General features: G+C 68.7%; 21 protein-coding genes. 12 read left to right on the top strand and 9 right to left on the bottom strand.

What is annotated here, in order from left to right; translation table 11 throughout:
• The first annotated feature begins 148 nt into the window (after window positions 1-148).
• From ING98_18610 to ING98_18590, 5 genes are read left to right on the top strand one after another with little or no spacing between them, the layout of a single operon-like run.
• Entirely contained in the window at window positions 149-1,066 is a 918-nt protein-coding gene (locus tag ING98_18610; GenBank protein ID MCA3103884.1) for an NADP-dependent phosphogluconate dehydrogenase, read from the top strand.
• Entirely contained in the window at window positions 1,066-1,812 is a 747-nt protein-coding gene (pgl, locus tag ING98_18605) for a 6-phosphogluconolactonase (protein MCA3103883.1), read from the top strand. Before ING98_18610 ends, pgl begins: the two co-directional genes overlap by 1 nt.
• Window positions 1,809-3,296, top strand: a complete 1,488-nt coding sequence (gene zwf / locus ING98_18600; protein MCA3103882.1) for a glucose-6-phosphate dehydrogenase — start codon at window positions 1,809-1,811, stop codon at window positions 3,294-3,296. Before pgl ends, zwf begins: the two co-directional genes overlap by 4 nt.
• Window positions 3,297-3,342: 46 nt before the next feature.
• Window positions 3,343-4,572: a phosphonoacetate hydrolase gene (phnA, locus tag ING98_18595; protein ID MCA3103881.1), complete on the top strand. Its 1,230-nt coding sequence runs from the start codon at window positions 3,343-3,345 to the stop codon at window positions 4,570-4,572.
• Between the two features lie 47 nt (window positions 4,573-4,619).
• Complete coding sequence (locus tag ING98_18590; GenBank protein MCA3103880.1) at window positions 4,620-5,642, top strand: tripartite tricarboxylate transporter substrate binding protein; 1,023 nt, start codon at window positions 4,620-4,622, stop codon at window positions 5,640-5,642.
• A 1-nt stretch (window position 5,643) separates the two neighbouring features.
• On the opposite strand, the gene ING98_18585 is transcribed toward ING98_18590, so the two are convergent.
• The 3 genes from ING98_18585 to ING98_18575 form a co-directional block, all read right to left on the bottom strand.
• Window positions 5,644-7,041 carry an efflux transporter outer membrane subunit gene (locus ING98_18585; protein MCA3103879.1) on the bottom strand — a complete coding sequence of 466 codons (1,398 nt, stop codon included), beginning with the start codon at window positions 7,039-7,041 and terminating at the stop codon, window positions 5,644-5,646.
• 62 nt (window positions 7,042-7,103) lie between these two features.
• Entirely contained in the window at window positions 7,104-10,277 is a 3,174-nt protein-coding gene (locus ING98_18580) for an efflux RND transporter permease subunit (GenBank protein ID MCA3103878.1), read from the bottom strand.
• Window positions 10,278-11,441 carry an efflux RND transporter periplasmic adaptor subunit gene (locus ING98_18575; GenBank protein ID MCA3103877.1) on the bottom strand — a complete coding sequence of 388 codons (1,164 nt, stop codon included), beginning with the start codon at window positions 11,439-11,441 and terminating at the stop codon, window positions 10,278-10,280.
• 383 nt (window positions 11,442-11,824) lie between these two features.
• On the opposite strand from ING98_18575, the gene ING98_18570 reads away from it, so the two are divergent.
• Both ING98_18570 and ING98_18565 read left to right on the top strand, forming a co-directional pair.
• Window positions 11,825-12,088: a hypothetical protein gene (locus ING98_18570; GenBank protein MCA3103876.1), complete on the top strand. Its 264-nt coding sequence runs from the start codon at window positions 11,825-11,827 to the stop codon at window positions 12,086-12,088.
• 6 nt (window positions 12,089-12,094) lie between these two features.
• Window positions 12,095-12,430 (top strand): hypothetical protein, encoded by a 336-nt coding sequence (locus ING98_18565; GenBank protein ID MCA3103875.1) that lies wholly within the window; start codon window positions 12,095-12,097, stop codon window positions 12,428-12,430.
• Window positions 12,431-12,507: 77 nt separating this feature from the next.
• Here the strand turns inward: ING98_18565 and ING98_18560 are convergent, their stop codons facing one another.
• From ING98_18560 to ING98_18545, 4 genes are all read right to left on the bottom strand, one after another.
• Entirely contained in the window at window positions 12,508-13,284 is a 777-nt protein-coding gene (locus tag ING98_18560; protein ID MCA3103874.1) for a class II aldolase/adducin family protein, read from the bottom strand.
• An 11-nt stretch (window positions 13,285-13,295) separates the two neighbouring features.
• Window positions 13,296-15,071 (bottom strand): ABC transporter ATP-binding protein, encoded by a 1,776-nt coding sequence (locus ING98_18555; GenBank protein MCA3103873.1) that lies wholly within the window; start codon window positions 15,069-15,071, stop codon window positions 13,296-13,298.
• A gap of 230 nt (window positions 15,072-15,301) precedes the next feature.
• Entirely contained in the window at window positions 15,302-15,832 is a 531-nt protein-coding gene (locus ING98_18550; GenBank protein MCA3103872.1) for a TIGR02444 family protein, read from the bottom strand.
• Complete coding sequence (locus ING98_18545) at window positions 15,829-16,401, bottom strand: UbiX family flavin prenyltransferase (GenBank protein MCA3103871.1); 573 nt, start codon at window positions 16,399-16,401, stop codon at window positions 15,829-15,831. The genes ING98_18550 and ING98_18545 overlap by 4 nt, the downstream gene beginning before the upstream one ends.
• A gap of 165 nt (window positions 16,402-16,566) precedes the next feature.
• Between ING98_18545 and ING98_18540 the strand changes: the two genes are divergently transcribed.
• Window positions 16,567-17,649, top strand: coding sequence for a quinone-dependent dihydroorotate dehydrogenase (locus ING98_18540; protein MCA3103870.1), 1,083 nt, complete (start codon window positions 16,567-16,569; stop codon window positions 17,647-17,649).
• Here the strand turns inward: ING98_18540 and ING98_18535 are convergent.
• Entirely contained in the window at window positions 17,646-18,590 is a 945-nt protein-coding gene (locus tag ING98_18535; protein ID MCA3103869.1) for a DMT family transporter, read from the bottom strand. The two genes, ING98_18540 and ING98_18535, sit on opposite strands and share 4 nt — an antisense overlap.
• Window positions 18,590-19,558 carry a tRNA dihydrouridine(20/20a) synthase DusA gene (gene dusA, locus ING98_18530; GenBank protein MCA3103868.1) on the bottom strand — a complete coding sequence of 323 codons (969 nt, stop codon included), beginning with the start codon at window positions 19,556-19,558 and terminating at the stop codon, window positions 18,590-18,592. The genes ING98_18535 and dusA overlap by 1 nt, the downstream gene beginning before the upstream one ends.
• 127 nt (window positions 19,559-19,685) lie before the next feature.
• Between dusA and ING98_18525 the strand changes: the two genes are divergently transcribed.
• The 4 genes from ING98_18525 to ING98_18510 all read left to right on the top strand — a co-directional run bounded on the left by ING98_18525 (window position 19,686) and on the right by ING98_18510 (window position 23,887).
• Window positions 19,686-21,062, top strand: coding sequence for an FAD-binding protein (locus ING98_18525; GenBank protein MCA3103867.1), 1,377 nt, complete (start codon window positions 19,686-19,688; stop codon window positions 21,060-21,062).
• Window positions 21,052-22,545, top strand: a complete 1,494-nt coding sequence (locus tag ING98_18520) for a D-aminoacylase (protein MCA3103866.1) — start codon at window positions 21,052-21,054, stop codon at window positions 22,543-22,545. Before ING98_18525 ends, ING98_18520 begins: the two co-directional genes overlap by 11 nt.
• Window positions 22,542-23,336, top strand: coding sequence for a 3-hydroxybutyrate dehydrogenase (locus ING98_18515; GenBank protein MCA3103865.1), 795 nt, complete (start codon window positions 22,542-22,544; stop codon window positions 23,334-23,336). The genes ING98_18520 and ING98_18515 overlap by 4 nt, the downstream gene beginning before the upstream one ends.
• 122 nt (window positions 23,337-23,458) lie before the next feature.
• Window positions 23,459-23,887 (top strand): MaoC family dehydratase, encoded by a 429-nt coding sequence (locus ING98_18510; protein ID MCA3103864.1) that lies wholly within the window; start codon window positions 23,459-23,461, stop codon window positions 23,885-23,887.
• Window positions 23,888-23,968: the final 81 nt, after the last annotated feature.

The following is a 23,968-nucleotide window of genomic DNA, read 5'->3' as shown; positions in this document are numbered from 1 at the left end:
TTGCTCCTCCGGGTATGCTTTCTATACGGGATCGACAGGAATCGTACACTGCCGCAGCAGCCACCGGGTGCGGCGCGCCGTGCGCAGCAGGCGTATCGCGAGGGCTGGCGGCAGCCGCCGGTTACACTGTCTGGAGGGAGGCACCCGCATGGAACTCGGATTCATCGGACTGGGCCGCATGGGCGGCAACATGGTGACGCGCCTGCTGGCGAAGCCGGCGATCCGCGTTGTCGTCCACGATCGTGCGGAGCCGTCGATGGCGGCACTCGTCGCACTCGGTGCCCGCGCAGCCGGCTCGCCGGCGCAGCTGGTCTCGCTGCTGTCCGGCACCCCGCGCGTGATCTGGCTGATGCTGCCGGCGGGCGATGTCACCGAGGAGATCTACCGGCAGGTGCGCGAACAGCTCGGCGCAGGCGACATCCTGATCGATGGCGCGAATTCGAACCACCGCGACACCTCGCGCCGCGCGGCCGAATGCGCCGCGCGCGGCATCCGGTTGCTCGGCGTGGGCGTCAGTGGCGGCATCGTCGCGGCCGACAGGGGCTATCCGATGATGATCGGTGGCGATGCGGCGGCGTACGAGCATTGCCTGCCGCTGTTCGAGGCGCTCGGTCTCGAGCAGGGACACGCGCGGGTCGGCGACGACCCGTCGTCCGGGCACTACGTGAAGATGGTGCACAACGCGATCGAGTACGGAATGATGCAGGCGATCGCCGAGGGCTTCGACCTGCTCCAGAATGGTTCGGTGAAGGAACTCGATCTCGCGCGCATCGCCGGTATCTGGAACCACGGCACGATCGTCAGCTCGTTCCTGATGCAGATGACGGCGAATGCGCTGGCGCGCGACGGCGACCTGTCCGGTGTCGCGCCGTACGTGGCCGACAGCGGCGAGGGGCGCTGGGCGGCGATCGAGGCGATGGAGCACGGGGTGCCCTTCGTCGCCAACACCTATGCGCTGCACGCACGCTACCAGTCGCGCGATCCGAACTCGCTCGCCCTGCGCCTGCTGTCCGCGATGCGCCGGGAGTTCGGCGGCCATGCGGTGAAGCCGGCCGGGACCGACTGATGGGCCTGCTGGTCCGGCTGCCGGAGCGGGCGGCGCTGGACCGGGCCTGTGCAACCTGGCTCGCGTACCGGCTCAGGTCCGACGCAGGCCCTGTCCTGTTCGCTGCATGCGGCGGACGCAGCGTGGATGGCATCCTCGCCGCACTGAGCACGCGCGCAGACGTGCCGTGGGAGCGGGTGCATCTGTTCCTGGTCGATGAACGCGTGGTGCCGGCAGGCGATGCGCAGAGCAACCTGCGCCAGCTGCGTCAAGTGTTCGTGGCGCCGCTCGTCTCCGACGGGCGGATGCGCGCATCGAACGTGCATGCATTCCACTTCCCGGACTGCCCGTCCATCGAAGCGCAAGCCGCGGCGGTGGATGCGTGCAACAGCGAGCTTCAGGCGCTGGGCGGGCGCTTCGACGCGGTGCTGCTGAGCGCTGGGGAAGACGGTCATGTCGCGGCGCTGTTCCCCGGCCACCGGTCGATCGAGGACCGGTCGGACGGTTACTTCCGCTTCGACGATTCGCCGAAGCCACCCGCGTCGCGCGTGACCGCATCGCGCAGTCTGCTGTTGCGGTCGCGCGCGGCGGCACTGGTCTTCACCGGGGAATCGAAGCGCGACGCGCTTGCAGGGTTCGTTGCCTGCGGCACGGCCCTAGCCGGAACCCCGGCCGCCGCGTGCGGGCTGGATATGCGCTGCATTCCCGCCTGCCTCGTCCGCGCGCTGCCAGAGTGGGTGGCCTTCACTGACCTGGATGAGAGATGACTGCGCCTGCCGACGGCAACGTGTGCGAACCCTGCGTGATCATCGTGTTCGGTGCCACCGGCGACCTCGCTAAGCGCAAGATCTTCCCCGCGCTGCATGCGTTGCATCGCCGCGGCTTCCTGCACCCGGCTACTCCTGTCGTCGGCGTATCGCGCCGCCCGATGTCCGATGCAGCGCTGCTGGCTTCGCTGCATATCGACGAAGCCGGGGGCGATGCAGACGGGCTGCGTGCGTTCGCCGCGTCGGTTCGCTGCATCGTGTTCGACCATACGGAAGCCACGTTGCCCGCCTTCGTCACTGCCGTGGACGACCTGGCCCGCGAACGGGGCGCGGGTGCCGCGCGGGCGGTCTATTTCGCGCTGCCCGCCGATGCGTTCGAGCCGACGGCCGCACTGCTCGTGAAAGGCGGCTTCTTCCATGACGATGGCTGGCGCCGGCTGTGCTTCGAGAAGCCGTTCGGCCATGACCTCGCGTCCGCTCGCGAGCTCAATGCGAAGGTCACGCGTCACTTCGACGAGTCGTCGATCTACCGGATCGACCATTACCTGGGCAAGGAGCTGGTACGCAACCTGATGGTGATGCGTTTCGCAAACCCGCTGTTCGGCCAGATCTGGAACAGCGCGTTCATCGACCATGTGCAGGTGACGATCGCCGAGACGCTCGGTGTCGAGGGGCGCGCCGGCTACTACGAGAAGGCCGGCGCGGTGCGCGACATGCTGCAGAACCACCTGATGCAGGTGCTGGCACTGGCGGCGATGGAGGCGCCGGAGGCGCTCGATGCCGACAGCGTGCGCGATGCGATGGTCGAGGTGGTGCGCCAACTGGTACCGCCGTCCGACGGCGACGTCGTGCTCGGGCAGTTCGGCCCGGGAGAGGTTGGCGGCAGGCCGGTGCCGGGGTATCGGGAAGAGCCGGGCATCGATCCATCCTCGCCCACCGAGACCTTCGTGGCGGTGCGCGCCTGCATCGACAACCCGCGCTGGCAGGGCGTCCCGTTCTTCCTGCGCACCGGCAAGCGGATGGGAAAGAAGCTGGCCGAGGCCAACATCGTGCTGCGTGCACAGCCTGGCACCCTGTTCCGCGCAGATCGTGCGGTCGAAGGCGAGCCCGGTCCGAACGTGATCTCGATACGTATCCAGCCGAACGAGGGCATCTCGGTCGAGTTCACGGTGAAGGCGCCGGGCGAGGGGCTGCGCCTGGAGACCGCAGTGATGGAGCATTGCCATCACTGCGTCTACGGGCTCAACACCGCCGAAGCCTATGAGATCCTGCTGCACGAATTCCTGGTCGGTGACCAGACGCTGTTTACGCGTTGGGACTTCGTCGAGGCGAGCTGGCGCTGGGTCGACGCGATCACGGCTGCGCGCGGCCGCCAGAGTGCAGCATTCCCCAACTATGCCGCCGGCACGTCGGGTCCGGCAGAGGCGGAGGCCTTGCTCGGCGACGGGCGCGACTGGCTCGTCTCGCGTGACATCCTGTCATGAGTCACGAGAACGTCATGCTACGACCCCATAATCGAGTGGAACCAAAATGAAGACAGAACGGGAAATCAGCGTCAACGGTCGCAGCTATCGTCGTGCAACGGCCCCGGTGGTGGTGGCCTGCATCGATGGCTGCGAGTACGACTACATCACCGAGGCGGTCAAGGCCGGCGTGGCGCCCTGGTTCGCCGGGGTGCTGGAATCGGGTACGGCGCGGCTCGGCGATGCGGTGGTGCCCACCTTCACCAACCCGAACAACCTGTCCATCGTGACCGGGGTGCCGCCGTCCGTGCATGGCATCTGCGGCAACTTCTTCTACGACCGCGAAGCGGACGCGGAAGTGATGATGAACGACCCCAGGTACCTGCGCTGCGGTACCGTGCTGGCTGCCTTCGCGGCCGCCGGCGCCCGCGTCGCAGTGGTCACCGCCAAGGACAAGCTCAGGGCGCTGCTCGGCCACGGGCTCGACGGCATCTGCTTCTCGGCGGAACGCGCCGACCAGGTCACGCTGGCCGGTAACGGCATCGCGGACGCGACCGGCCTCGCTGGCATGGCGGTGCCTTCGGTGTACAGCGCGGCGCTCAGCGAGTTCGTCTTCGCCGCCGGCGCGGCGCTGATGGATCGCGAGCGCCCCGACCTCATGTACCTGTCGACCACCGACTACGTGCAGCACAAGGAAGCGCCCGGCACGCCGGCCGCCAACGCGTTCTACGCGATGATCGATCGCTACATGGCGCGCCTGCAGGCAGCCGGCGCGGTGATCGGGCTCACGGCGGACCACGGCATGAACGCGAAGTTCGATGCGGCCGGGAGCCCGGACGTGGTCTACCTGCAGGACGTGCTCGACGCACGACTGGGCGCAGGCCTTGCCCGGGTGATCCTCCCGATCACCGATCCCTATGTGGTCCACCATGGCGCGCTCGGTTCGTTCGCGACGGTCTACCTCGCGCCATCGGTGTCTGCCACCGCAGTCGCGGCACTGGTCGCCAGCCTTCCGGGCATCGATCTGGCGCTGCAGCGCGACGACGCCTGCGCGCGCTTCGAGCTTCCGCCGGACCGCATGGGCGACCTCGTCGTGGTGTCGGGCCGCCACGTGGTTATCGGGACCAGCGTTTCGCGGCACGACCTGTCGGGCCTCGATGCGCCGCTGCGATCGCATGGCGGTATCTCCGAACAGAAGGTGCCGCTGCTGGTGAACCGTCGGCTGCAGGGCGTGCCGTCGGATGCGCGGCTGCGCAACTTCGACATCTTCGACCTGCTTCTCAACCACACGACATAGCAGCGCCCAGCCGTCCGCACAGCCGGGCGTGGCGCGATGAGGAATCCATGACCAGCCTGAACCGCGTCCACCGTTTCCTGCGTTCGGCGACGCGTTCCGTCGCCGCCCTTCCGGTCGCCGCTGCGGCGATCGCGATGCTTGGCCCGGACGCCGCCCTCGCGCAGCCGTTTCCGCAACCGGGCAAGGCAATCCGCCTGCTGGTGGGTTTCCCGCCAGGCGGGTCCACCGACCTGCTGGCGCGCAGCGTCGGCAACAAGCTGGGCGAACAGCTCGGCGTGCAGGTGGTGGTGGACAACCGCGCCGGCGCTGCCGGCAACGTCGCGGCCGAACTCGCCGCGCGCGGCAACCCGGATGGATACACGCTGCTGATGGCGACGGTCAGCAGCCACGCCATCAATCCCGCGCTCTATCGCAGCGTCCCCTACGACCCCATCGGTGACTACGCCCCGGTCAGCCTCGTGGCGTCCTACCCGCTGATCCTCGCGGTGAATCCCTCCCTCGGCGTGAAGACGGTGGCCGACCTGCTGGCGCTGGCGCGACAGAAGCCCGGCACGTTGAACTTCTCGTCTTCCGGCAACGGCTCGCCGGGCCACCTGTCGGGCGAGCTTTTCAAGATGCTGGCGAAGGTCGAGATGACCCACGTGCCGTACAAGGGCGGGGCACCGGCTACCGCCGCCGTGCTGGCCAACGAGGCGCAGCTCATCTTCGCAACGCTGCCGGGAGCGATCGGCTTCATCAAGTCGGGCAAGCTGATCGGTCCTGCCGTGACTACCGCGAAGCGCTCGGGTGCGCTACCCGACGTGCCGACGGTCGCCGAGGCCGGTGTGCCGGGCTTTGCAACCAGCTCTTGGGCCGGGCTCGTCGCCCCGGCGCGAACGCCACGCGCCGTCACCGGTGCGCTGCGCGAGGCGGTGGTGAAGTCGCTGGCCGCACCCGACCTGCGCGAGCGGCTCGCCCGCGACGGTGCCGACCCGGTGGGCAGCACGCCGGAGGAGTTCGGGGCCTACATCAAGTCCGAGCTCGCGCAGTGGCGCAAGGTCGTGCAACAGGCAAAGGCGCAGGTCGACTAGGTCACGGCTCAGGGGACCAGCCCCCGCCCAGCACCCGGTAGAGCGTCACCAGGTTCTGTGCGTACTGCGTGCGCAGCGACACCTCGGTCTGCTGGGCGGTGAACAGCGAGCGCTGGGCGTCGAGCAGTTCGAGGTAGCTGCGCACGCCGTTGCGGAAGCCGAGCTCGGCGAGGGTGAAGCGGTCCTGTTCGGCGCGCACCTGCGCCTGCTGGGCGCGCAACTGCTCGGCGAAGGTCTCGCGCCCGGCCAGTGCATCGGCCACCTCCCGGAATGCGACCTGCACGGTGCGTTCATACTGGGCGAGCGCAATGCGCTGGCTCGCTTCCGCGACCTGCTGGTTGGCCCGGTTCCGGCCGGCGTCGAAGATCGGCTGCAGCAGCTGCGGTGCGAAGCTCCAGGCGAGCCCGGACGAGAACAGTCCGCTCAACTGGCTGCTCGCCATGCCCAGGCTGCCAGTCAGCGTGATGCGCGGAAAGAAGGCTGCGCGCGCAGCGCCGATGTTCGCATCCGCGGCGCGCAGAAGCTGCTCGGCCTGCCTCACGTCGGGCCTGCGTGCGAGCACTTCGGACGGGATGCCGGCCGGGAGGTCGGGTATTCCGAACGTACGGGTGACATCCGCTGCCAGAGCCGCCTGCGACGGCAGTCCGGGCGGCAGGGGCTGGCCGACCAGCAGCACCAGTGCGTTCTGGTCGAGCGCGCGCTGGCGGGTGAACTGCGCGAGCGCGGCGCGGGCCGATTCGAGCAGGGTCTCGGCTTGTCGTACCTCTAGCATCGAGCTCACCCCATTGTCGAAGCGCAGCCGGGTGAGGCGGTAGGACTCCTCGCGCGTATCGAGGGTCTGGCGGGTCACGCGCAGGAGTTCCTCGTCACCCTGGATAGAAAGGTAGAGGGTGGCGACCGAGGCGACCAGGCTGATCTGTACGGCCTTGCGTGCCTCTTCGGTGGCAAGGTACTGCGCGAGCGCGGCATCGGAGAGGCTGCGTACGCGACCGAACAGGTCGAGCTCGTAGCCGGTGACCTGGAGCCCCGCAGAATAAAAGCTGTTGATGCCGCCATCGCCTTTGGACTGGCGCGAGCCGCCGATGCCGGCGCCCACGGTCGGCAGTCGATCTGCGCGCCGTACATCGAATGCAGCGCGCGCCTGCTCGATGTTGAGCACGGCGATGCGCAGGTCCCGATTGTTCTCGAGCGCGAGGCGGATCAGTTCGCGCAGACGCTCGTCCGCGAAGAAGCGCTGCCACTCGATCTCGCTGGCAGGCGTACCCTCGCCGGCCGGAGCGCCCGGGAAAGCGCTGGCCACTGGCGCCAGTGGACGCTCGCTGCGCGGGGCCATCGACGCGCAACCGGCCAGTGCAATGCCCGCGAGCACGGCAGCTGCCGAAACCGCCACGCGTGCGATGGCGGCGCGCCTGCGATGGCGGTGCCGCCATCGCACGGCAGGGGCATGGTATGGCGGCCGGGTCATCGCAGGCTTTCTTGCGGGGACGCCGAGGTCGACGCCGGCGTCGGCGCAGGCGTCGTGGCAGTCGCGTGCTGCGGACGCCGACTGAACAGACGCATGACCACGACATAGAACAGCGGCACGAAGAACACCGCGAGCACGGTGGCGCTGATCATGCCACCCATCACGCCGGTGCCGATCGCGCGCTGGCTGGCCGAACCCGCGCCGCTCGCCACTACCAGCGGCAGCACGCCGAGGATGAACGCGAGCGAGGTCATCAGGATCGGACGGAATCGCAGGTGCGCGGCCTCCAGCACGGCATCGACCACGTCGCGGCCCTGCGCATGCAGGTCCTTCGCGAACTCGATGATCAGCACGGCATTCTTCGCCGACAGGCCGATGATCGTGATCAGGCCCACCTTGAAGTACACGTCGTTCTCGAGCCCCCGCAATTGCGCGGCCAGCACGACGCCGAGCACGCCCAGCGGCACCACCAGGATCACCGCCAGCGGGATCGTCCAGCTCTCGTACAGCGCAGCGAGGCACAGGAACACCGCCAGCAGCGAGAACAGGAACAGGATGTTGGCGGTCGCCCCGGACAGTTTCTCCTCGCGCGACTGCCCTGTCCACTCGAAAGCGAAGCCCGGGGGCAGCTGCGCGGCGAGACGCTCCATTTCGGCCAGCGCTGCGCCGGTGCTCTGGCCGGCGGCGGGTTCGCCCGAGATGCGCACCGCCGGATAGCCGTTGTAGCGGACGGTCTGCATCGGCCCGCTGATCCAGCGCGGTACCGCGAAGGCGGACAGCGGTACCGGCTGCCCCGCGGCGTTCAGCACGTTGATGCGCAGCAGGTCGTCTGCCTGCATGCGCGCGGGCGCATCGGCCTGCACCACCACGCGCTGCAGGCGTCCGGCGTTCGGGAAGTCGTTCACATAGGACGACCCGAGCGCGGTCGACAGCGCATTGTTGATCGATGCAAAGGCGACGCCCAGCGCGCTCGCCTTGTCCCGGTCGATGTCCAGCTGCAGTTGCGAGGCATCCTCCAGCCCTTCGGGGCGCACCGCCCGGAGCAGCGGGCTCTTCGCGGCCATCCCGAGCAGCTGTGCGCGTGCGGCGAGCAGTGCCTCGCGGCCGTTGCCGCCGCGGTCCTGCAGCCGCATCGCGAAACCGGTCGCGCGCCCGAGTTCCGGGATCGGCGGCGGACTCACGGGGAAGATGAAGGCATCACGGATCGTGGCGAGTCCGCCGAAGGCGCGCCCGGCAAGCGCCTGTGCGGTGTGGGCTGCGCCGCGGCGCTCGTCCCAGTCATTGAGCGTGACGAAGCCCAGGGCGGCGTTCTGGCCGGTGCCCGCAAAGCTGAAGCCGAGCACGCTGACGATGCTCTTCACCTCGGTGGTCTGCGCGAGCATGTACTGCTCGACCGCGGCCATCACCTCGCGCGTACGGGTGACCGTCGCGCCCGGGGGCAACTGCACGTTGACGAGGATGTTTCCCTGGTCCTCGTTGGGCAGGAACGAGGTCGGCATGCGGTTGACCATCACGACCACCGCCGCGACGATGGCGGCGTAGATGAACAGGTAGCGCAGCGTGCGGCGCAGCAGGGCGGCGACCACGCCCTCGTAGCCCTTCGCGGTACGCGTGAAGCCGCGGTTGAACCAGCCGAAGAAGCCGCGTTTCGCATGGTGGTGCCCGGCCTCGACGGGCTTGAGCAGGGTTGCGCACAGGGCCGGGGTGAAGGACAGCGCGAGGAAGGCCGAGAACAGGATGGCGGTGACCATCACTGCCGAGAACTGGCGGTAGATGTTGCCGATCGCCCCGCTGAAGAAGGCCAGCGGCACGAATACCGAGACCAGCACCACGGTCACGCCGATGATGGCCCCTGAGATCTGCGACATCGCCTTGCGCGTCGCCTCGACCGGGGACAGCCCCTCGGTGGTCATGATGCGCTCGACGTTCTCCACCACCACGATCGCATCGTCGACCACGATGCCGATCACCAGCACCATGCCGAACATGGTGAGCACGTTGATCGAGAACCCCATCGCGAGCAGCGCGGCGAAGGTGCCCATCAGCGCGATCGGTACCACCAGCGTCGGGATTATCGTGTAGCGGATGTTCTGCAGGAACAGGAACATCACCAGGAACACCAGCACCACGGCCTCCAGCAGGGTCATCGCGACCTGCCGGATCGAGATCTCCACGAACGTCGAACTGTCGTAGGGGATGCTTGCCTTCACGCCAGGCGGGAAATAGCGGGACAGCTCGTCCAGGCGGACCTTGATCGCCTTCGCCGTGGCCAGTGCGTTGCCTGTGGGCGAGAGCTGCACGCCGATGCCGGTCGATGGCTGTCCGTTCAACCGGGCCTGCGGGCTGTAGGACTGCGCGCCCAGTTCGATCCGGGCGACATCCTTCAACCGCACCAGGCCGCCGTCGGTCGCCGAACGGAGCACGATGTTTCCGAACTCCTCCGGCGTGGCCAGCTGCCCCCTCACCACGACCGTCGAGAACATGCCCTGGCCGGGTACGTTCGGCAGAGCGCCGATGGTGCCGGAGGCGACCTGTGCATTCTGTGCGGCGATCGCCGCCGTCACGTCGAACGAGGACAGCCGATAGCCGACCAGTTTCGCCGGGTCGATCCAGATGCGCATCGCGCGCTCGGTGCCGAACAGCTGCGCCTGTCCCACGCCGGGCACGCGCTGGAGCTCGGGCAGCACGTTGCGCGAGGCATAGTCGCCGAGTGCGATCGGGTCGAAGGCCGGGTTTTCCGACGAGAGCATCGTGAACAGCAGGAAGTTGGAGCGCGCCTTGTCGACACGTACGCCCTGCTGCGTCACCGCGATGGGCAGCCTGGGCGACGCGCGGCTCAGGCGGTTCTGCACATCGACCTGCGCCAGGTCGGGGTTGGTGCCAGGCTGGAAGCTCAGGGTGATCGAACCGGTGCCGTCGGCCTGCGCGACCGATTCGATGTAGATCAGACCGGGTGAGCCGTTCATCTCGCGCTCGATTACGCTGATCACGCTGTCCTCGAGCGTCTGTGCCGACGCACCCGGGTAGGTCACCGATACGATGATCGATGGCGGCGCGACCGTCGGGTACTGCGCCACCGGCAGCTGGGTGATCGACACCACGCCGATCACCAGGATGAACAGCGAGATCACCCATGCGAAGACTGGCCGTTCGATGAAGAACGCCGCCATCTAGGACCCCTGTGCCCGCGCGGGGGAGGGCGCGCCCGGTGGCGCGGCCGCCCCGGCCGGCGTGCTGCCCGGCGCCTGCCATGGCACCGCCTTGACCGGACGATCACCCTGCAGCTTCTGGAAGCCGTCGACCACTACCTGCTCGCCGGCCTTGAGTCCTTCCAGCACCACCCACTGGCCATTGCGTGCCGGGCCGAGCTTCACCGGCCGGTCGGATACCTTTCCGTCGGCTGCCACCACCTTCACGCTGTCGCCCTGCGCCGCGCGCTGCACGCCCTGCTGGGGCAGCAGGATGGCCGATGCGGCGCTCGCCTGCTCCAGGCGCGCGCGTACGTACATGCCGGGCAGCAGCACGCCGCGCGGGTTTGCCACCTCGGCGCGCAGCGCGATCTGGCCGGTTGCCGCGTCCACAGACAGGTCCGAGAACAGTAATCGGCCCGCGACCGGATACACCGTGCCATCTTCCAGCACGAGGCGCACCGGCACCGCCTCTTCCGCTCCCGCCCGCCGCAGTTCGCCGCGGGCGATGGCCGCGCGCAGGCGCAGCACGTCGGCCACCGGCTGCAGGATGTTCACGTAGATCGGGTCGATCTGCTGCACGACGGCCAGCGGCGTCGACTCGCTCTGGCCCACCAGTGCGCCCTCGGTCACCAGCGCGCGCCCGATGCGGCCGGCGATCGGCGCGGTCACGCTCGCGTAGCCGAGGTTGATCTGCGCGGTCTGCAGCGACGCATGGCTGGCGGCCAGTTCGGCCTCGGCGAGTCTCTGCGCGGCAACCGCGTTGACATAGTCCTGCTGGCTGATGGCGTTGGCTTCGGCCAGCGGCTTGTAGCGCTCGGCCTGTGCACGCGTCTGCATCACGTTCGCCTCGCCGCGTGCGACGGCAGCCTGCGCGGCCGCCAGCAGCGCACGATAGGGTGCCGCATCGATCTGGAACAGCACCTGTCCGGCCTTGACGTCGCTGCCTTCGCGGAACAGCCGCTGCTGCAGGATGCCGGCGGCGCGGGCGCGCACCTGGGCGATGCGCGAAGCTTCGGTGCGGCCGGGCAGTTCGGTGACCAGCCCGACCGTACCGGTGTCGACCGTCACCACGCCTACTTCCGGTGGCGGGGGGGCGCCCTTGCTTCCCTTGCGGTCGGCAGGCGCGCCGGCGCCGGTCTTCATCTCTCCGGACACAGGCTTCGTACCCTCACCGCAGCCGGCCAGCGCGAGGACGACAACGAGGAGCAGGGCCGCGCCGGGAACGGCCCGGGCCGCCGGAGGTTGTCGCTTTGCTTGCATCGATGACACCTTTTGCTGAACGACCGTGTGCCAGGGGATCGGCCAGCGCGGTGAAGTGCCGTGCAGTGCGGCCGTCGCGTGACCGCACGATACGGTCTCCCGACTATACCGACATACCTGCGTGCACAACGGCGGGCCAGGCAGGTACGCATGCTCGCCGGTGCGGAAATCGCGTTCGACCGTCCTGCTTTACGGGGCATCGGCCGTGGGGTACAACCGGCAGCATAGACATGCAGGGAAGAATGTCACCACACAGGAGGAGTGCAATGGCCCGCATACGCTACCTGCATCCGCAGGACGTGACCGATCCCGAGATGAAGCAGTGGCTGGTCGATGCGATCGAGACCGGCAGCCCCGGCCCCGAGAATCAGGCGATCCGCGCGCACAACAAGGTGGTGATGCGCTCGTTCACTTCGCTGATCCGGACAATGCGCGCCGAGGGCGTGCTGCCGCAGGAAATGCGAGAGCTGATGCGCGCGCGTATCGCCACCTCATGGGGTCGGATGTTCGCCACCGACTGCCACTATTGAGGGAACATGAATACCGCACAGTTCGTGCGGGTCCCCGGTCACCGGATGTCGCTGCTCGACGGCGAGCAGTCCTACCTGCAGTCAGACGCCTTCACCGATCGCGAGAAGATTGCGCTGCGCTACTGCGACGCGATCATCGGCAATCCGCTGCATGCGGACGATGCCATGTGGGATGAACTCCACCGCCACTTCACCGAGCCCGAACTGGTCGAGCTCGGCCATTACATCGGCTTCATGTCGGGTGGGCAGCGCTGGCTGCTGACCTTGCATGTGCAGCATGGCGAACTGGCGGAGTCGATCCGCGAGCGTACCGCCGCCGAGGCGGGTAAGGCTGGGGTCTGACCCTGGGGTCAGACCCCGGGGTCAGACCCCAGGGGTGGACCCCAGGGGTGCCAGGGTCGAGGCTTGGCTGGCGCCGGTCAGTCCCTGAACGACGGATCGAGGCGGTCGGCCTGGCGCAGGCAGGCTGCCCAGTTCTTTGCGCGATTGGCGAGCCGCTCGCCGCCCTGCGATTGCGCGAGCGCGTATTCGCAGACCGAATCGTCGATCAGCGTGACCGGCGCGCCGCCGGACAGTGCGGCGATCTGTCCCTTGCAGGCCATCTCGAGGAAGTGGTGCTCGAAGAAGGCGTCCTGCACGCTCGGGCCGCACACCAGCGCGCCGTGGTTTCGCAGCAGCATGATCGACTGCTCGCCGAGGTCGCGGATCAGCGGCGCGCGCTGCTCCATGTTGAACTCGAAGCCGCCGAACGTGTGGTAAGCGATGCGCTTGTAGAACGTGACGGCCTGCTGGTTGATCATCAGCAGGCCGTGCTGTTGCGAGGACACACCCATCGCTGCTTCGGTGTGCGTATGGAATACCGCGTTCAGGTCGGGGCGGGCCGCCAGCAGCCCGGCGTGGATCACCAGGCCACCGCCGCGCAGCCGCGGGCTGTCCTGCCGGGGGGTTCCGTCGAAGTCGAACTTCAACAGGCTGGAGGCGGTGACCTCCTCGAACATCATCGTCGGCGGCTTGATCAGCAGGTGCTGCGGTTCGCCCGGCACGCGCATCGACAAGTGGTTGTAGGTGAGGTCGTTCGAACCATAGTGCGCGAGCAGGCGGTAGCAGCAGGCGAGGTCGACGCGTGCAGTCCATTCGTCGGTGGAGACCCGGCTGCGCACGTCGCTGTCCAGGCCGTTGCTCGAGGGATGGTTCATGGCGTCGCGTCCTAAGGGTGTGTCGCGGTCACGGTCGATGCCGGGATTGCTGTTTCCGCCGGCAGGGCCTCCGGCAGGAAGCCGCCGGACTGATGCCTCCATAATACGGCGTAGTGGCCGCCCAGTCGAAGCAGCTCTTCGTGCGTGCCCTGTTCGACCACCCGGCCAGCGTCGAGGACCACCAGCCGGTCCATGCGCGCGATGGTCGACAGCCGGTGCGCGATCGCGATCACGGTCTTGCCCTCCATCAGCCCCAACAGTTGCTCCTGGATCGCGCGCTCTGCCTCGCTGTCGAGCGCCGAGGTAGCCTCGTCGAGCACGAGGATCGGTGCATCCTTCAGGATCACCCGTGCGATCGCGATGCGCTGGCGCTGGCCGCCGGACAGCTTGACCCCACGCTCGCCGACATGCGCGTCGTAGCCGGCGCGCTGGTTCCAGTCCTGCAGGTCGACGATGAAGTCGTGCGCCTGGGCCTTGCGTGCGGCGGCCACGATCTGCGCCATCGTCGAGCCCGGCCGCCCGTAGCCGATGTTGGCCGCGATCGAGCGGTGCAGCAGCGAGGTGTCCTGGGTCACCATGCCGATGGCCGCGCGCAGGCTCTCCTGCGTCACCTGGGAGATGTCCTGGCCATCGATCAGGATCCGGCCGTGCTCGGTCTCGTGGAAGCGCAGCAGCAGGTTGACCAGCGTCGACTTGCCTGCACCTGAGCGTCCGACCAGGCCGACGCGCTCCCCGGGCGCTATATCCAGCGACAGGTCATCGAGCACCTTGCGGCCGTCTTCACGCGAGTAGGTGAAGCTCAGCCGTTCGAAGCGGATGGCACCGCCACGCGGCGCCGGCTGCACCGAGAGTTCGGCCGCGCCAGGCCGGTCGGTCAGGGTCAGTGGCACCGCGATGGTTTCCATCCCCTCCTGCACGATGCCGATGTTCTCGAAGATGCCGGTGACTTCCCAGCTGACCCAGCCGGCGACGTTGGCGATCTGCCAGGCGAGCGGCAGCGCGGTGGCGACCAGCCCGGCACCGATCGCGCCTTCGCTCCACAGGTGGATGCCTATGGCTGCGGTCGAGGTGAGCAGCAGCGCGTTCATCACCGAGAGCGTGAACATGAAGCGCGTGATCAGCCGCATGTGCGCGGCCATCGCCGCGGTATGCTCGTCGATCACTTCGCGCACGAAGGCGTCTTCGTCGCGAGCGCGGGCAAACAGCTTCACCGTCAGGATGTTGGTGTAGCTGTCGACCACCCGCCCCATCACCATCGAGCGTACTTCCGAGCTCGCCTTTGCCAGGTCGCGCATGCGCGGCACGAAGCGATGCAGGAAGAACACGTAGCCGACGAACCAGAGCGCGGTGGGCACCGCAAGGCGCCAGTCGACGGCCGCCATCAGCAGCAGCGCGGTGAGCCCGTAGATCGCGATGTACCAGATGGCGCGGATGCTGCTCACCACGCATTCGCGCAGCGCGTTGCTGGTCTGCATCACCCGGTTGGCGATGCGCCCGGCGAAATCGTTCTGGAAGAAAGACCAGCCCTGGCGGGCGACATGCCAGTGGCTCTGCCAGCGGATCATGCTGGTGACGCCGGGCAGCACCGCGTTGTTGCGCACCAGGCTGTCGGCGAGCATCGCCAGCGGCCGCCCGACCAGGATCAGCAGCGCCATGCCCGCCAGCATCGGCCCCGATTCCGCGAACGCCGCTGCGCGGTCGGCATTCTCCATCAGCCCGACGAGCCTGCCGATGAAAAGGGGAATCACCGTGTCGATCAACGCTACCGCGAGGCCGGTGCACAGCATCGCCAGATAGAGGCCGCGGGTCTGGCGGATGAAATGCCAGTAGAAGGCGAGCAGCCCCGCAGGCGGCGCCGCGGGCGGCAGCGCCGTCTGCTGCACGCGGGTTTCGAAGTAGCGGAAGATCGGCAAGGGCACGGGTGCGCCGGAGGCGGCGGCAGTCGACAGGGGGTGCAGCCGGCGGTTGCCGGCCACGGCCGGATTGTCCTCCGGTAAGGCGAGTGCCGGGCGGCTGCTCAGTCCAGCATGCCGCGCGATGACGCATCTGCGGCCCACGCGTCGATCAGCACATGCAGCGCTTCCTCCGGCCAGTTGCCGCAGCGCGCGGCGTAGCTGGCGAGGTGGGTCGCCGCCGCGAGCCGCCGCGAGGTCGCCGCTTCGCCCGCGGTGGCTGGTGGGGCGAGCGCCTCGAGGGTGAACTGCTGCAACTTCTCGGCGGCCAGTTCGGTCCGTTTGACGTCGCTGCGCAGCGAGGCGGTCGCGTCCGCCTGGAACGCCCCGATGTCTTCCTTCAGCAGGCGGCGCACGCCGCGCAGCGGCTTCACTACCTGCTCACGCCAGTCGCGCGTGGCCTGGTCTAGCGCTGCCACGGCGGCCTCGTCGAGCATCCGACCGCAATCGGCAAGGTACAGCAGGAACAGCACCAGGTTGACGTCGGCGCCGCCCTCGTCCTGCAGGGCCAGGCAGGCCTGCGGCACGTCCGGCCGGGCATAGATGCGCAGCGAGAAGCCCCAGAAGCTGTCCTTGCCGGTGGCGTCTGCCGTCACGATGCCGGCTCGTCCTTCCAGCGTTTTACCGTGCGCGTGTCGATGCCGAACAGGTCGAGCGCGCGGCCGACGGTCTGGGTGACGATGTCGTCGAGGGTCTTCGGCCGATGGTAGAAGGCGGGCACTGGCGGCATGATGATCGCGCCATTGCGCGTGGCCTGTTCCATCAGCGAGATATGGCCTGCATGCAGCGGCGTCTCGCGCAGCAGCAGCACGACGCGCCGGCGCTCTTTCAGGCAGACGTCTGCGGCGCGCACGATCAGTTCGTCGTCGAACGAATTGGCGATGCCCGAAAGGGTCTTGATCGAGCAGGGGGCCACCAGCATGCCTTCGGTCTTGAAGGAGCCACTGGAAATCGATGCCCCGATGTCGCGGTAGTTGTGCTGGGCGCTGGCCAGCGACTTCACGTGGTCCAGGTCGTAGTCGGTTTCCTCGACCAGCGTGCGCGCGGCCGACGGCGACATCACGAGGTGGGTTTCAACGTCGGGCAGTTCGCGCAGGATCTCGAGGGCGCGCACGCCGTAGATGATGCCGGACGCGCCGGTGATGCCGATGATCATTCGCTTCATGCAGGGGCCCGTCCGGTCGATGCGCCGCGCATCCGGCGCGGCTTTGCAGGGGTGGTCACACGTAGTGGGCGCGAGGGTAGCAGATGAGGCGCGCATGCTGTTGCGCGGACCTGCCGTAGCAGCATGCGGCCGGCAGCACGGGCAGGCGGGATAGAATCGGCAGCCATGAACGATATCCCCTGGTCGCAACGACTGCTGCACCGGCTCGACCCTGAAGCCGCCCACCTTGTCGCGTTGTCCGCGTTGAAGCTGGGCCTGGCACCGATGCCCGGCCCGTACGAGGATCCGATCCTCGCGACGCGGATCTGGAATCTCGATTTCGCGAGCCCGATCGGGCTCGCCGCCGGTTTCGACAAGGATGCCGAGGTGGTCGATCCGATGCTCAGGGCCGGTTTCGGGTTCGTGGAGGCCGGTTCGGTCACGCCGAAGCCGCAGCCGGGCAACCCGAAGCCGCGCCTGTACCGGCTCACCGAAGACCGGGCAGTGATCAACCGGTTCGGGTTCAACAGCCAGGGCATCGACGCCTATGCCGAGCGGCTGCGGGCGCGCCGCCGCCGGGGTGGGGCGCGCGGTATCGTCGGTGCGAACCTCGGCAAGAACAAGAAAACCGCCGATGGTGCGGCCGACTACGTCATCGGCATCCGGGCCGTTGCCGGATTGGCCGACTACCTGGTGTGCAACATCTCCTCGCCCAACACCCCGGGGCTGCGTGGCATGCAGGCGCGCGCACCGATCGAGGACCTGCTCGGGCGGGTGCTCGTGGCCAGGGGCGAGGCGACCCCGGCCGGCTGCAAGCCACCGCCGCTGCTGGCCAAGGTGGGCCCCGACCTCGATGCGCAGCAGGTACAGGACATCGCCGAAGTGGCGCTCGCGACCGGCCTCGACGGCCTGATCATCGGCAACACCACGATCGAGCGGCCGCCCGGGCTGCTGGGCCGGGATGCCGCGCAGGCCGGTGGCCTTTCCGGCGCGCCGCTGCTGCCACGGGCCAATGCCTGCCTCGCCGATTTCGCGCGCGCGACCGGCGGGCGCCTGCCGATCATCGGCTGTGGTGGCGTGTCCAGCGGCGCGGACGCCTACGCGAAGATCCGCGCGGGCGCTTCGCTGGTCCAGCTCTACTCGGCACTGGTGTTCTACGGGTTGCCGCTGGTCAACCAGATCAAGCGCGACCTGGCGGCGCTGCTGCGCCGTGACGGCTTCGCGAGCCTCGGCGAAGCGGTCGGCGTCGACCTGCGCGGCTCAAGCTAGCGGGTCGCGGGTACCCGGCTCATGTAGATGCCGGCGCCGATCACGATCAGTGCACCCAGCAGCAGCCAGCGGTCGGGCCACTCGTTCCAGAGCAGTACGCCGAGCAGCACCGCCCAGACCAGACCGGTGTACTTGAACGGCGTCACCACCGCGGCGCGTCCGAGCCGCAGGCCTTCGATCATCGCGAAATGCGCGCCGGCATTGATCACGCCGGCGAGCACGAACCAGGCGAGCATGCCGGCGCTGACCGGCAGCCATCCCGAGGGCTCCATCAGCAGGCCGCCCAGCGCGACGATGAGGGTCGACCAGAACAGGATGGACAGCGAGTGGTCGGTACGCGACAGCCGGCGCGACACGAGGTCGCGCACGCCGTTGACCGCAGCGCCGATCACCGGCAGCAGGAGCGCCCACTCGAAGCTGGCGGCTCCCGGCCGGATCATCACCAGCACGCCGATGAAGCCGACGATGATCGCGATCCACAGCCTGCGTGCGACCTTCTCGCCCAGGACGGGTGCCGACAGCGCCGCTACGAAGATCGGGCTGGCGAAGGTGATCGCGGTGACCGTGGCCAGCGGCAGCCGGTGCAGGGCGCTGAGGATCACGAACGTGCCGGCGAGGAACAGGCCGCCGCGTACCAGCTGGCCGCGCCACGATACGATCCTGAGCACGGACGGCCCGCCCACCGACAGTGCCCAGGCGAGGATCACCAGGACCGCGGCGAACTGTCGGATGGTGATCACCTGGCCGATCGGATAGGTCTCGAGCAGGAACTTCGAGATCGAGTCGCCAAGCATCAGAAGCAGTGCGCTGATCATCATGGCCACGATGCCGCGCGCCTGGGCTTTCGCCGCCCTGGCCGTGGCGTCCCTCGCCGTCGCATCGTGCGCCGTCGGCGCGACCGTGGCGCCGGTCGCGCCGCTGCCGTCCGGCGGATGCGGCATCAGGCCGCCGCCTGGCCTGGCTCGACGCAGGCCAGCGCGGCGCGCATCACCTCGATTCCCATGGCCTGGGCGGTGCCGACCCTGGGCGCGCGTTCGCTGAGAAGCCGGCGCCATGCGCGGGCGCCGGGTACCGACTGGTAGAGCGCGAGGATGTGGCGCGTGACGGATGCAAGCGGCGTGCCTTCGGCCATCCGGGCGCAGGCGTAGCCGATCATCGCCTCGACCACTTCATGCCGGTCGACCGTTCGCGACGCGTCGCCGAACAGGCTGCGGTCGACCTCGGAGAGCAGCCAGGGCGAGTAGTAGGCGGCGCGGCCGAGCATGACGCCATCGAGCGCGAAGGTATCCAGCGCCTGCTGGCAGTCGTCGATCGTCTGCAGGCCACCATTGATCACGATCGACAGCCCTGGCCGGTCGCGCTTCAACTGCCCGACCACCGGATAGCGCAGCGGCGGGATTTCCCGGTTGTCCTTCGGGCTGAGGCCATCGAGCCAGGCGTTGCGCGCGTGGACGATCAGCGTGCGGCAGCCAGCGGCCGCGACCGCGTCGACGAGCGTGTACAGACGCTCGGTCGAATCGTCGCGGTCGATGCCGATGCGGGTCTTCACCGTCACCGGGATGCGTACCGCCGCGATCATCGCCGCGACGCCTTCGGCGACCAGCGCCGGCTCGGCCATCAGGCAGGCACCGAAGCGCCCGGACTGCACGCGGTCGCTCGGGCAGCCGACGTTCAGGTTCACCTCGTCGTAGCCCTCGGCCTCGGCGAATGCCGCGCAGGCGGCGAGTGCCGCCGGATCGCTGCCGCCGAGCTGGATCGCGACCGGATGCTCGGCGCGGTCGAAGCGCAGGAAGCGGGCGCGATCGCCATGCAGGAGCGCCCCGGTGGTGACCATCTCGGTGTACAGCCGTGCATGCCGCGACAGCAGGCGCAGGAAGAAGCGCGCATGGCGGTCGGTCAGGTCCATCATCGGCGCGACGCAGAAGCGATGGGACAGGGGCGCCGGCAGGGCCGGCGTGGCGGGCGACAGTTGCAAGGGCTGCTCGATGGCGAGGAAACGGCCTAGAATTATCCCACCAACTGTCGCAGAGGCCTCGATGATCGAAGCAGGGACCCTGGACCGCTTGCGCGCGCTGGCCGGCGACCGCTTGCAGACGACCCATGCGATCCGCGAGCAGCATTCCCGCGACGAGTCCGGCCATGCGCATGCGCTGCCGGACGCCGTGCTGTTCGTCGAGTCGACCGACGACGTATCGGCGGCACTCCGGCTCGCATCGGCCTGCCGCATGCCGGTGGTGCCGTTCGGAACCGGCACCGGCATCGAGGGCGCGTCGATCCCGGTGCGTGGCGGGCTGTCGCTCGACCTGTCGCGCATGAACCGGGTGCTTTCGGTCAACGTCGACGACCTCGATGCACGCGTGCAGGCGGGCGTGACCCGGCTGCAGCTCAACGATGCGCTGAAGGAGCATGGCCTGTTCTTCCCGATCGATCCGGGCGCCGACGCGTCGCTGGGCGGGATGGCCTCGACCCGTGCATCGGGAACCAATGCGGTGCGCTACGGCACGATGCGCGAGAACGTGCTGGGGCTGACCGTCGTCACCCCGTCAGGGGAGGTCATCCGCACCGGCGGGCGGGCGCGCAAGTCGGCCGCCGGCTACGACCTGACCCGCCTGTTCGTCGGCTCCGAAGGCACGCTGGGCGTGATCACCGAGGTGCAGCTGAAGCTCTACGGCCAGCCGGAACGGATCGCCTCCGCGGTATGCCAGTTCGACTCGCTCGAAGGAGCGGTGCGCAGCGTGATCGAGACGATACAGCTCGGCGTCCCGGTGGCGCGCATCGAACTGCTGGACGAACTGCAGATGCAGGCGTCCATTGCCTATTCGAAGCTCGACGAATTCGTGCCGGCACCGACCCTTTTTTACGAGTTCCACGGCAGCGAGGCCGGCGTGGCCGAGCAGACGGCCACCGTCGCGGGGCTGGCGGCGAGCCATGGCGGCGGTGCCTTCCGCCGGGCTGAGAAGACCGAGGAACGCAACCGCCTGTGGAAGGCGAGGCATGCCGCGTATTACGCCGCACTGGCGCTGCAGCCCGGCGCGCACAGCATGGTCGCCGATGTCTGCGTACCCATCTCGCGGCTGGCCGAATGCGTGCTGGCGGCGCAGCACGACAGCCAGGCTGCCGGCCTGCTGGCGCCGATCGTCGGCCATGTCGGCGACGGCAACTTCCACGTGACCTATCTCGCGCGCGACGATCGCGAACGCGCGCTGACCGTATCGCTGCATGCAGCACTCGTCGAGCGTGCGATCGATGCTGGTGGAACCTGCACGGGCGAGCACGGCATCGGCATCGGCAAGCGCGGTTACCTCGCGCGCGAGCATGGCGAGGGAGCGGTGATGGCCATGCAGGCGATCAAGCACGCGCTCGACCCGCTGGGGATCATGAATCCGGGCAAGGTGCTGCCGGATGCAGACTGAGCCCGGGGGCGGATCGACGATCCTCGCAGCTTCGCAGCGGGCCCCCGCGCTGGTGATCTCGAACGCGACCGTGTTCGACGGCAGCGGCGCGCCCCGATTCGCCGGCGATGTCGCGATCGACGGCGATCGCATTGCCGCGCTGGGCGCGCCCGGGACGCTGCGCGGCGCAGCCTCGATCGACGCATCCGGGCTCGCGCTGGCGCCGGGTTTCATCGACGTGCACACCCATGACGACCGCATGCTGATCGATGGCGGCGCGATGTCGCCCAAGGTCAGCCAGGGCGTGACCACGGTGGTTGCCGGCAACTGCGGCATCTCGCTCGCCGGGCTCTCTGGCCGCGGCCGTCCGCCGCAGCCGCTCGACCTGCTCGATGCGAGCGGCGAGTGGTTCCGCTTCCCGACCTTCCGCGACTACTTCGATGCGTTCGAGCGTCACCCGGCCGCGACCAACGCGGCCTTCCTGGTCGGCCATTCGACGCTGCGCGCGGCCGCGATGGACGACCTGTCGCGCGCGGCATCGCCGGCGGAGTGTCGCCGCATGTGCGCGGCGATCGACGAGGCGATGCAGGCCGGGGCGATCGGCCTGTCGACCGGCACCTTCTATCCGCCGGCCGCAGCCGCGCCGACCTCGGAGCTGATCGAGCTGTCGCGCCGGCTGACCGACTGCGGCGGGTTGTACGTGACCCACATGCGCAACGAGGCCGAGGCGATCCTGCCGGCGATCGACGAGACGCTGGAGATCGGCCGGGCCTGCGGCATCGGAGTGGTGATCTCGCACCACAAGGTGGCTGGCCTGGCCAACCACGGGCGGTCGGTGGAGACGCTCGCACGGATCGCCGATGCCATGCAGCGGCAGCCGGTGTCGCTCGACTGCTACCCTTACGAAGCGTCCTCGACCGTGCTCAGCGCGTCGCGACTGGCGATGTCCTCGCGGGTGCTGGTCGCCTGGTCGACGCCGCATCCGGAATGCGCCGGCCGCGATCTTGCGCAGGTCGCGGCCGGGTGGGGCATCGCGGCCGAAGAGGCCGTACAGCGTCTGCAACCTGCAGGAGCGATCTATTTCATGATGGACGAACACGACGTGCAGCGTATCCTGGCCTTTCCCGAGACCATGATCGGTTCCGACGGCCTGCCGCACGATGCCAGCCCGCATCCGCGACTGTGGGGCACCTTCCCCCGCGTGCTGGGCCATTACAGCCGCGACCTCGGGTTGTTCCCGCTGGAGGTCGCGGTGCACAAGATGACCGGGCTGCCGGCCGCGCGCTTCGGGCTGCACGGCCGCGGCCGCGTGGCGCAGGGTGCGTTCGCCGACCTCGTGCTGTTCGACCCTGCAACCGTGATCGACAGCGCCACCTTCGATGCGCCGGTGCAACCGGCCGCCGGCATCCACACGGTGATGGTGAACGGCACGCCTGTGTGGCGCGACGGATGCGCGACCGGTGAGCGGCCCGGACGCGTGCTGCGCAGGGAGGGCCGGGCATGAGCGGCGGGCAGCGGCTCGACGGGAAGACTGCGCTGGTGACCGGTTCAGCCAGCGGCATCGGCCGCGCGATCGCCGGGGTGTACGCGGAGGCGGGCTGCGCGGTGGCGCTGGCCGATCTGAACGGGCCAGGCGCCGAGGCGGCGGCCGCCGCGATCAACGCAGCCGGCGGCCGGGCGATCGCCGTCGCGATGGACGTGACCGACGAACTGCAGGTCGAGGCCGGGTTCGATGCCTGTACGGCCGCCTTCGGCGACATCGACATCGTGGTCTCCAACGCCGGCATCCAGATGGTCAAGCCGGTACAGGACTTCACCTTCGACGAATGGCGCCGGATGATCGGCATCCACCTCGACGGCGCATTCCTCTGCACGCGCGCCGCGCTGCGCCGGATGTACGCAGCCGGGCGCGGTGGCTGCCTGCTGTACATGGGCTCGGTGCATTCCAGGGAAGCCTCGGCGCTGAAGGCGCCCTATGTGTCGGCCAAGCACGCGCTGGTCGGCCTGGCGAAGGCGGTAGCCAAGGAAGGCGGTCCGCAGGGCGTGCGCACCAACGTGATCTGCCCCGGCTTCGTGAAGACGCCGCTGGTGATCGCGCAGATTCCCGAGCTCGCGCGGCGCCACGGCATCAGCGAGGACGAAGTGGTGCGTACGATCATGCTGAAGGACACGGTCGACGGGGTGTTCACCACGGTCGAGGACGTCGCGCAGACCGCGCTGTTCCTGGCCGCGTTTCCGAGCGCTGCGCTGACCGGGCAGTCGGTGATCGTCAGCCATGGCTGGCACATGCAATAGGAACGGCAGCTACCGGAACAGCCGGCACGAGCCGCCGCGATGCATGCGATGAATGCAGACAGGAGTGCGATTTGAACGACGAGACCACAGGTGCCCCGGACGGGGCCATCTACTTCGAGGACATGACGGTCGGCCGGCACTTCAATACCGGCACGGTAACGATGGAGGAGGCGGAGATGATCCGCTTCGCGCAGGCGTTCGATCCGCAGCCCATGCACACCGATCCCGAGGCTGGGCGTGCGTCGATCTTTGGTGGCCTGATCGGCAGCGGCTGGTATACCGCCGCCCTGACGATGAAGCTGGTGATCGGGGGCGACATGCGCTCGGACGATCGCGGGCGCGTTGGTTTGGGCATCGAACTGTTGCGCTGGCCGACGCCGACCCGCCCGGGGGATGTCCTGACCGCGGTCACCGAGATCCTTGAAGCCCGTCCGTCGGGCTCGCGGCCGGATCGCGGGATCGTCAAGCTGCGCACGCTGACCTACAACCAGAAGCGCGAGGTGATGCAGGAACTGGTCGCCAACGTGCTGGTGCCGCGCCGGCCCGCCTGACGACACAGCACCGGCCGGCGCGTGCGCCGCCCGGTGCCGTCACTGCCCCGGACGACCGCGATCGCCCGGGCGAGGGTCCGC

It is taken from the genome of Rhodocyclaceae bacterium (assembly GCA_020248265.1).
Lineage (GTDB): Bacteria > Pseudomonadota > Gammaproteobacteria > Burkholderiales > CAIKXV01 > CAIKXV01.
This window is presented reverse-complemented; position numbering and strand designations above follow the sequence as displayed.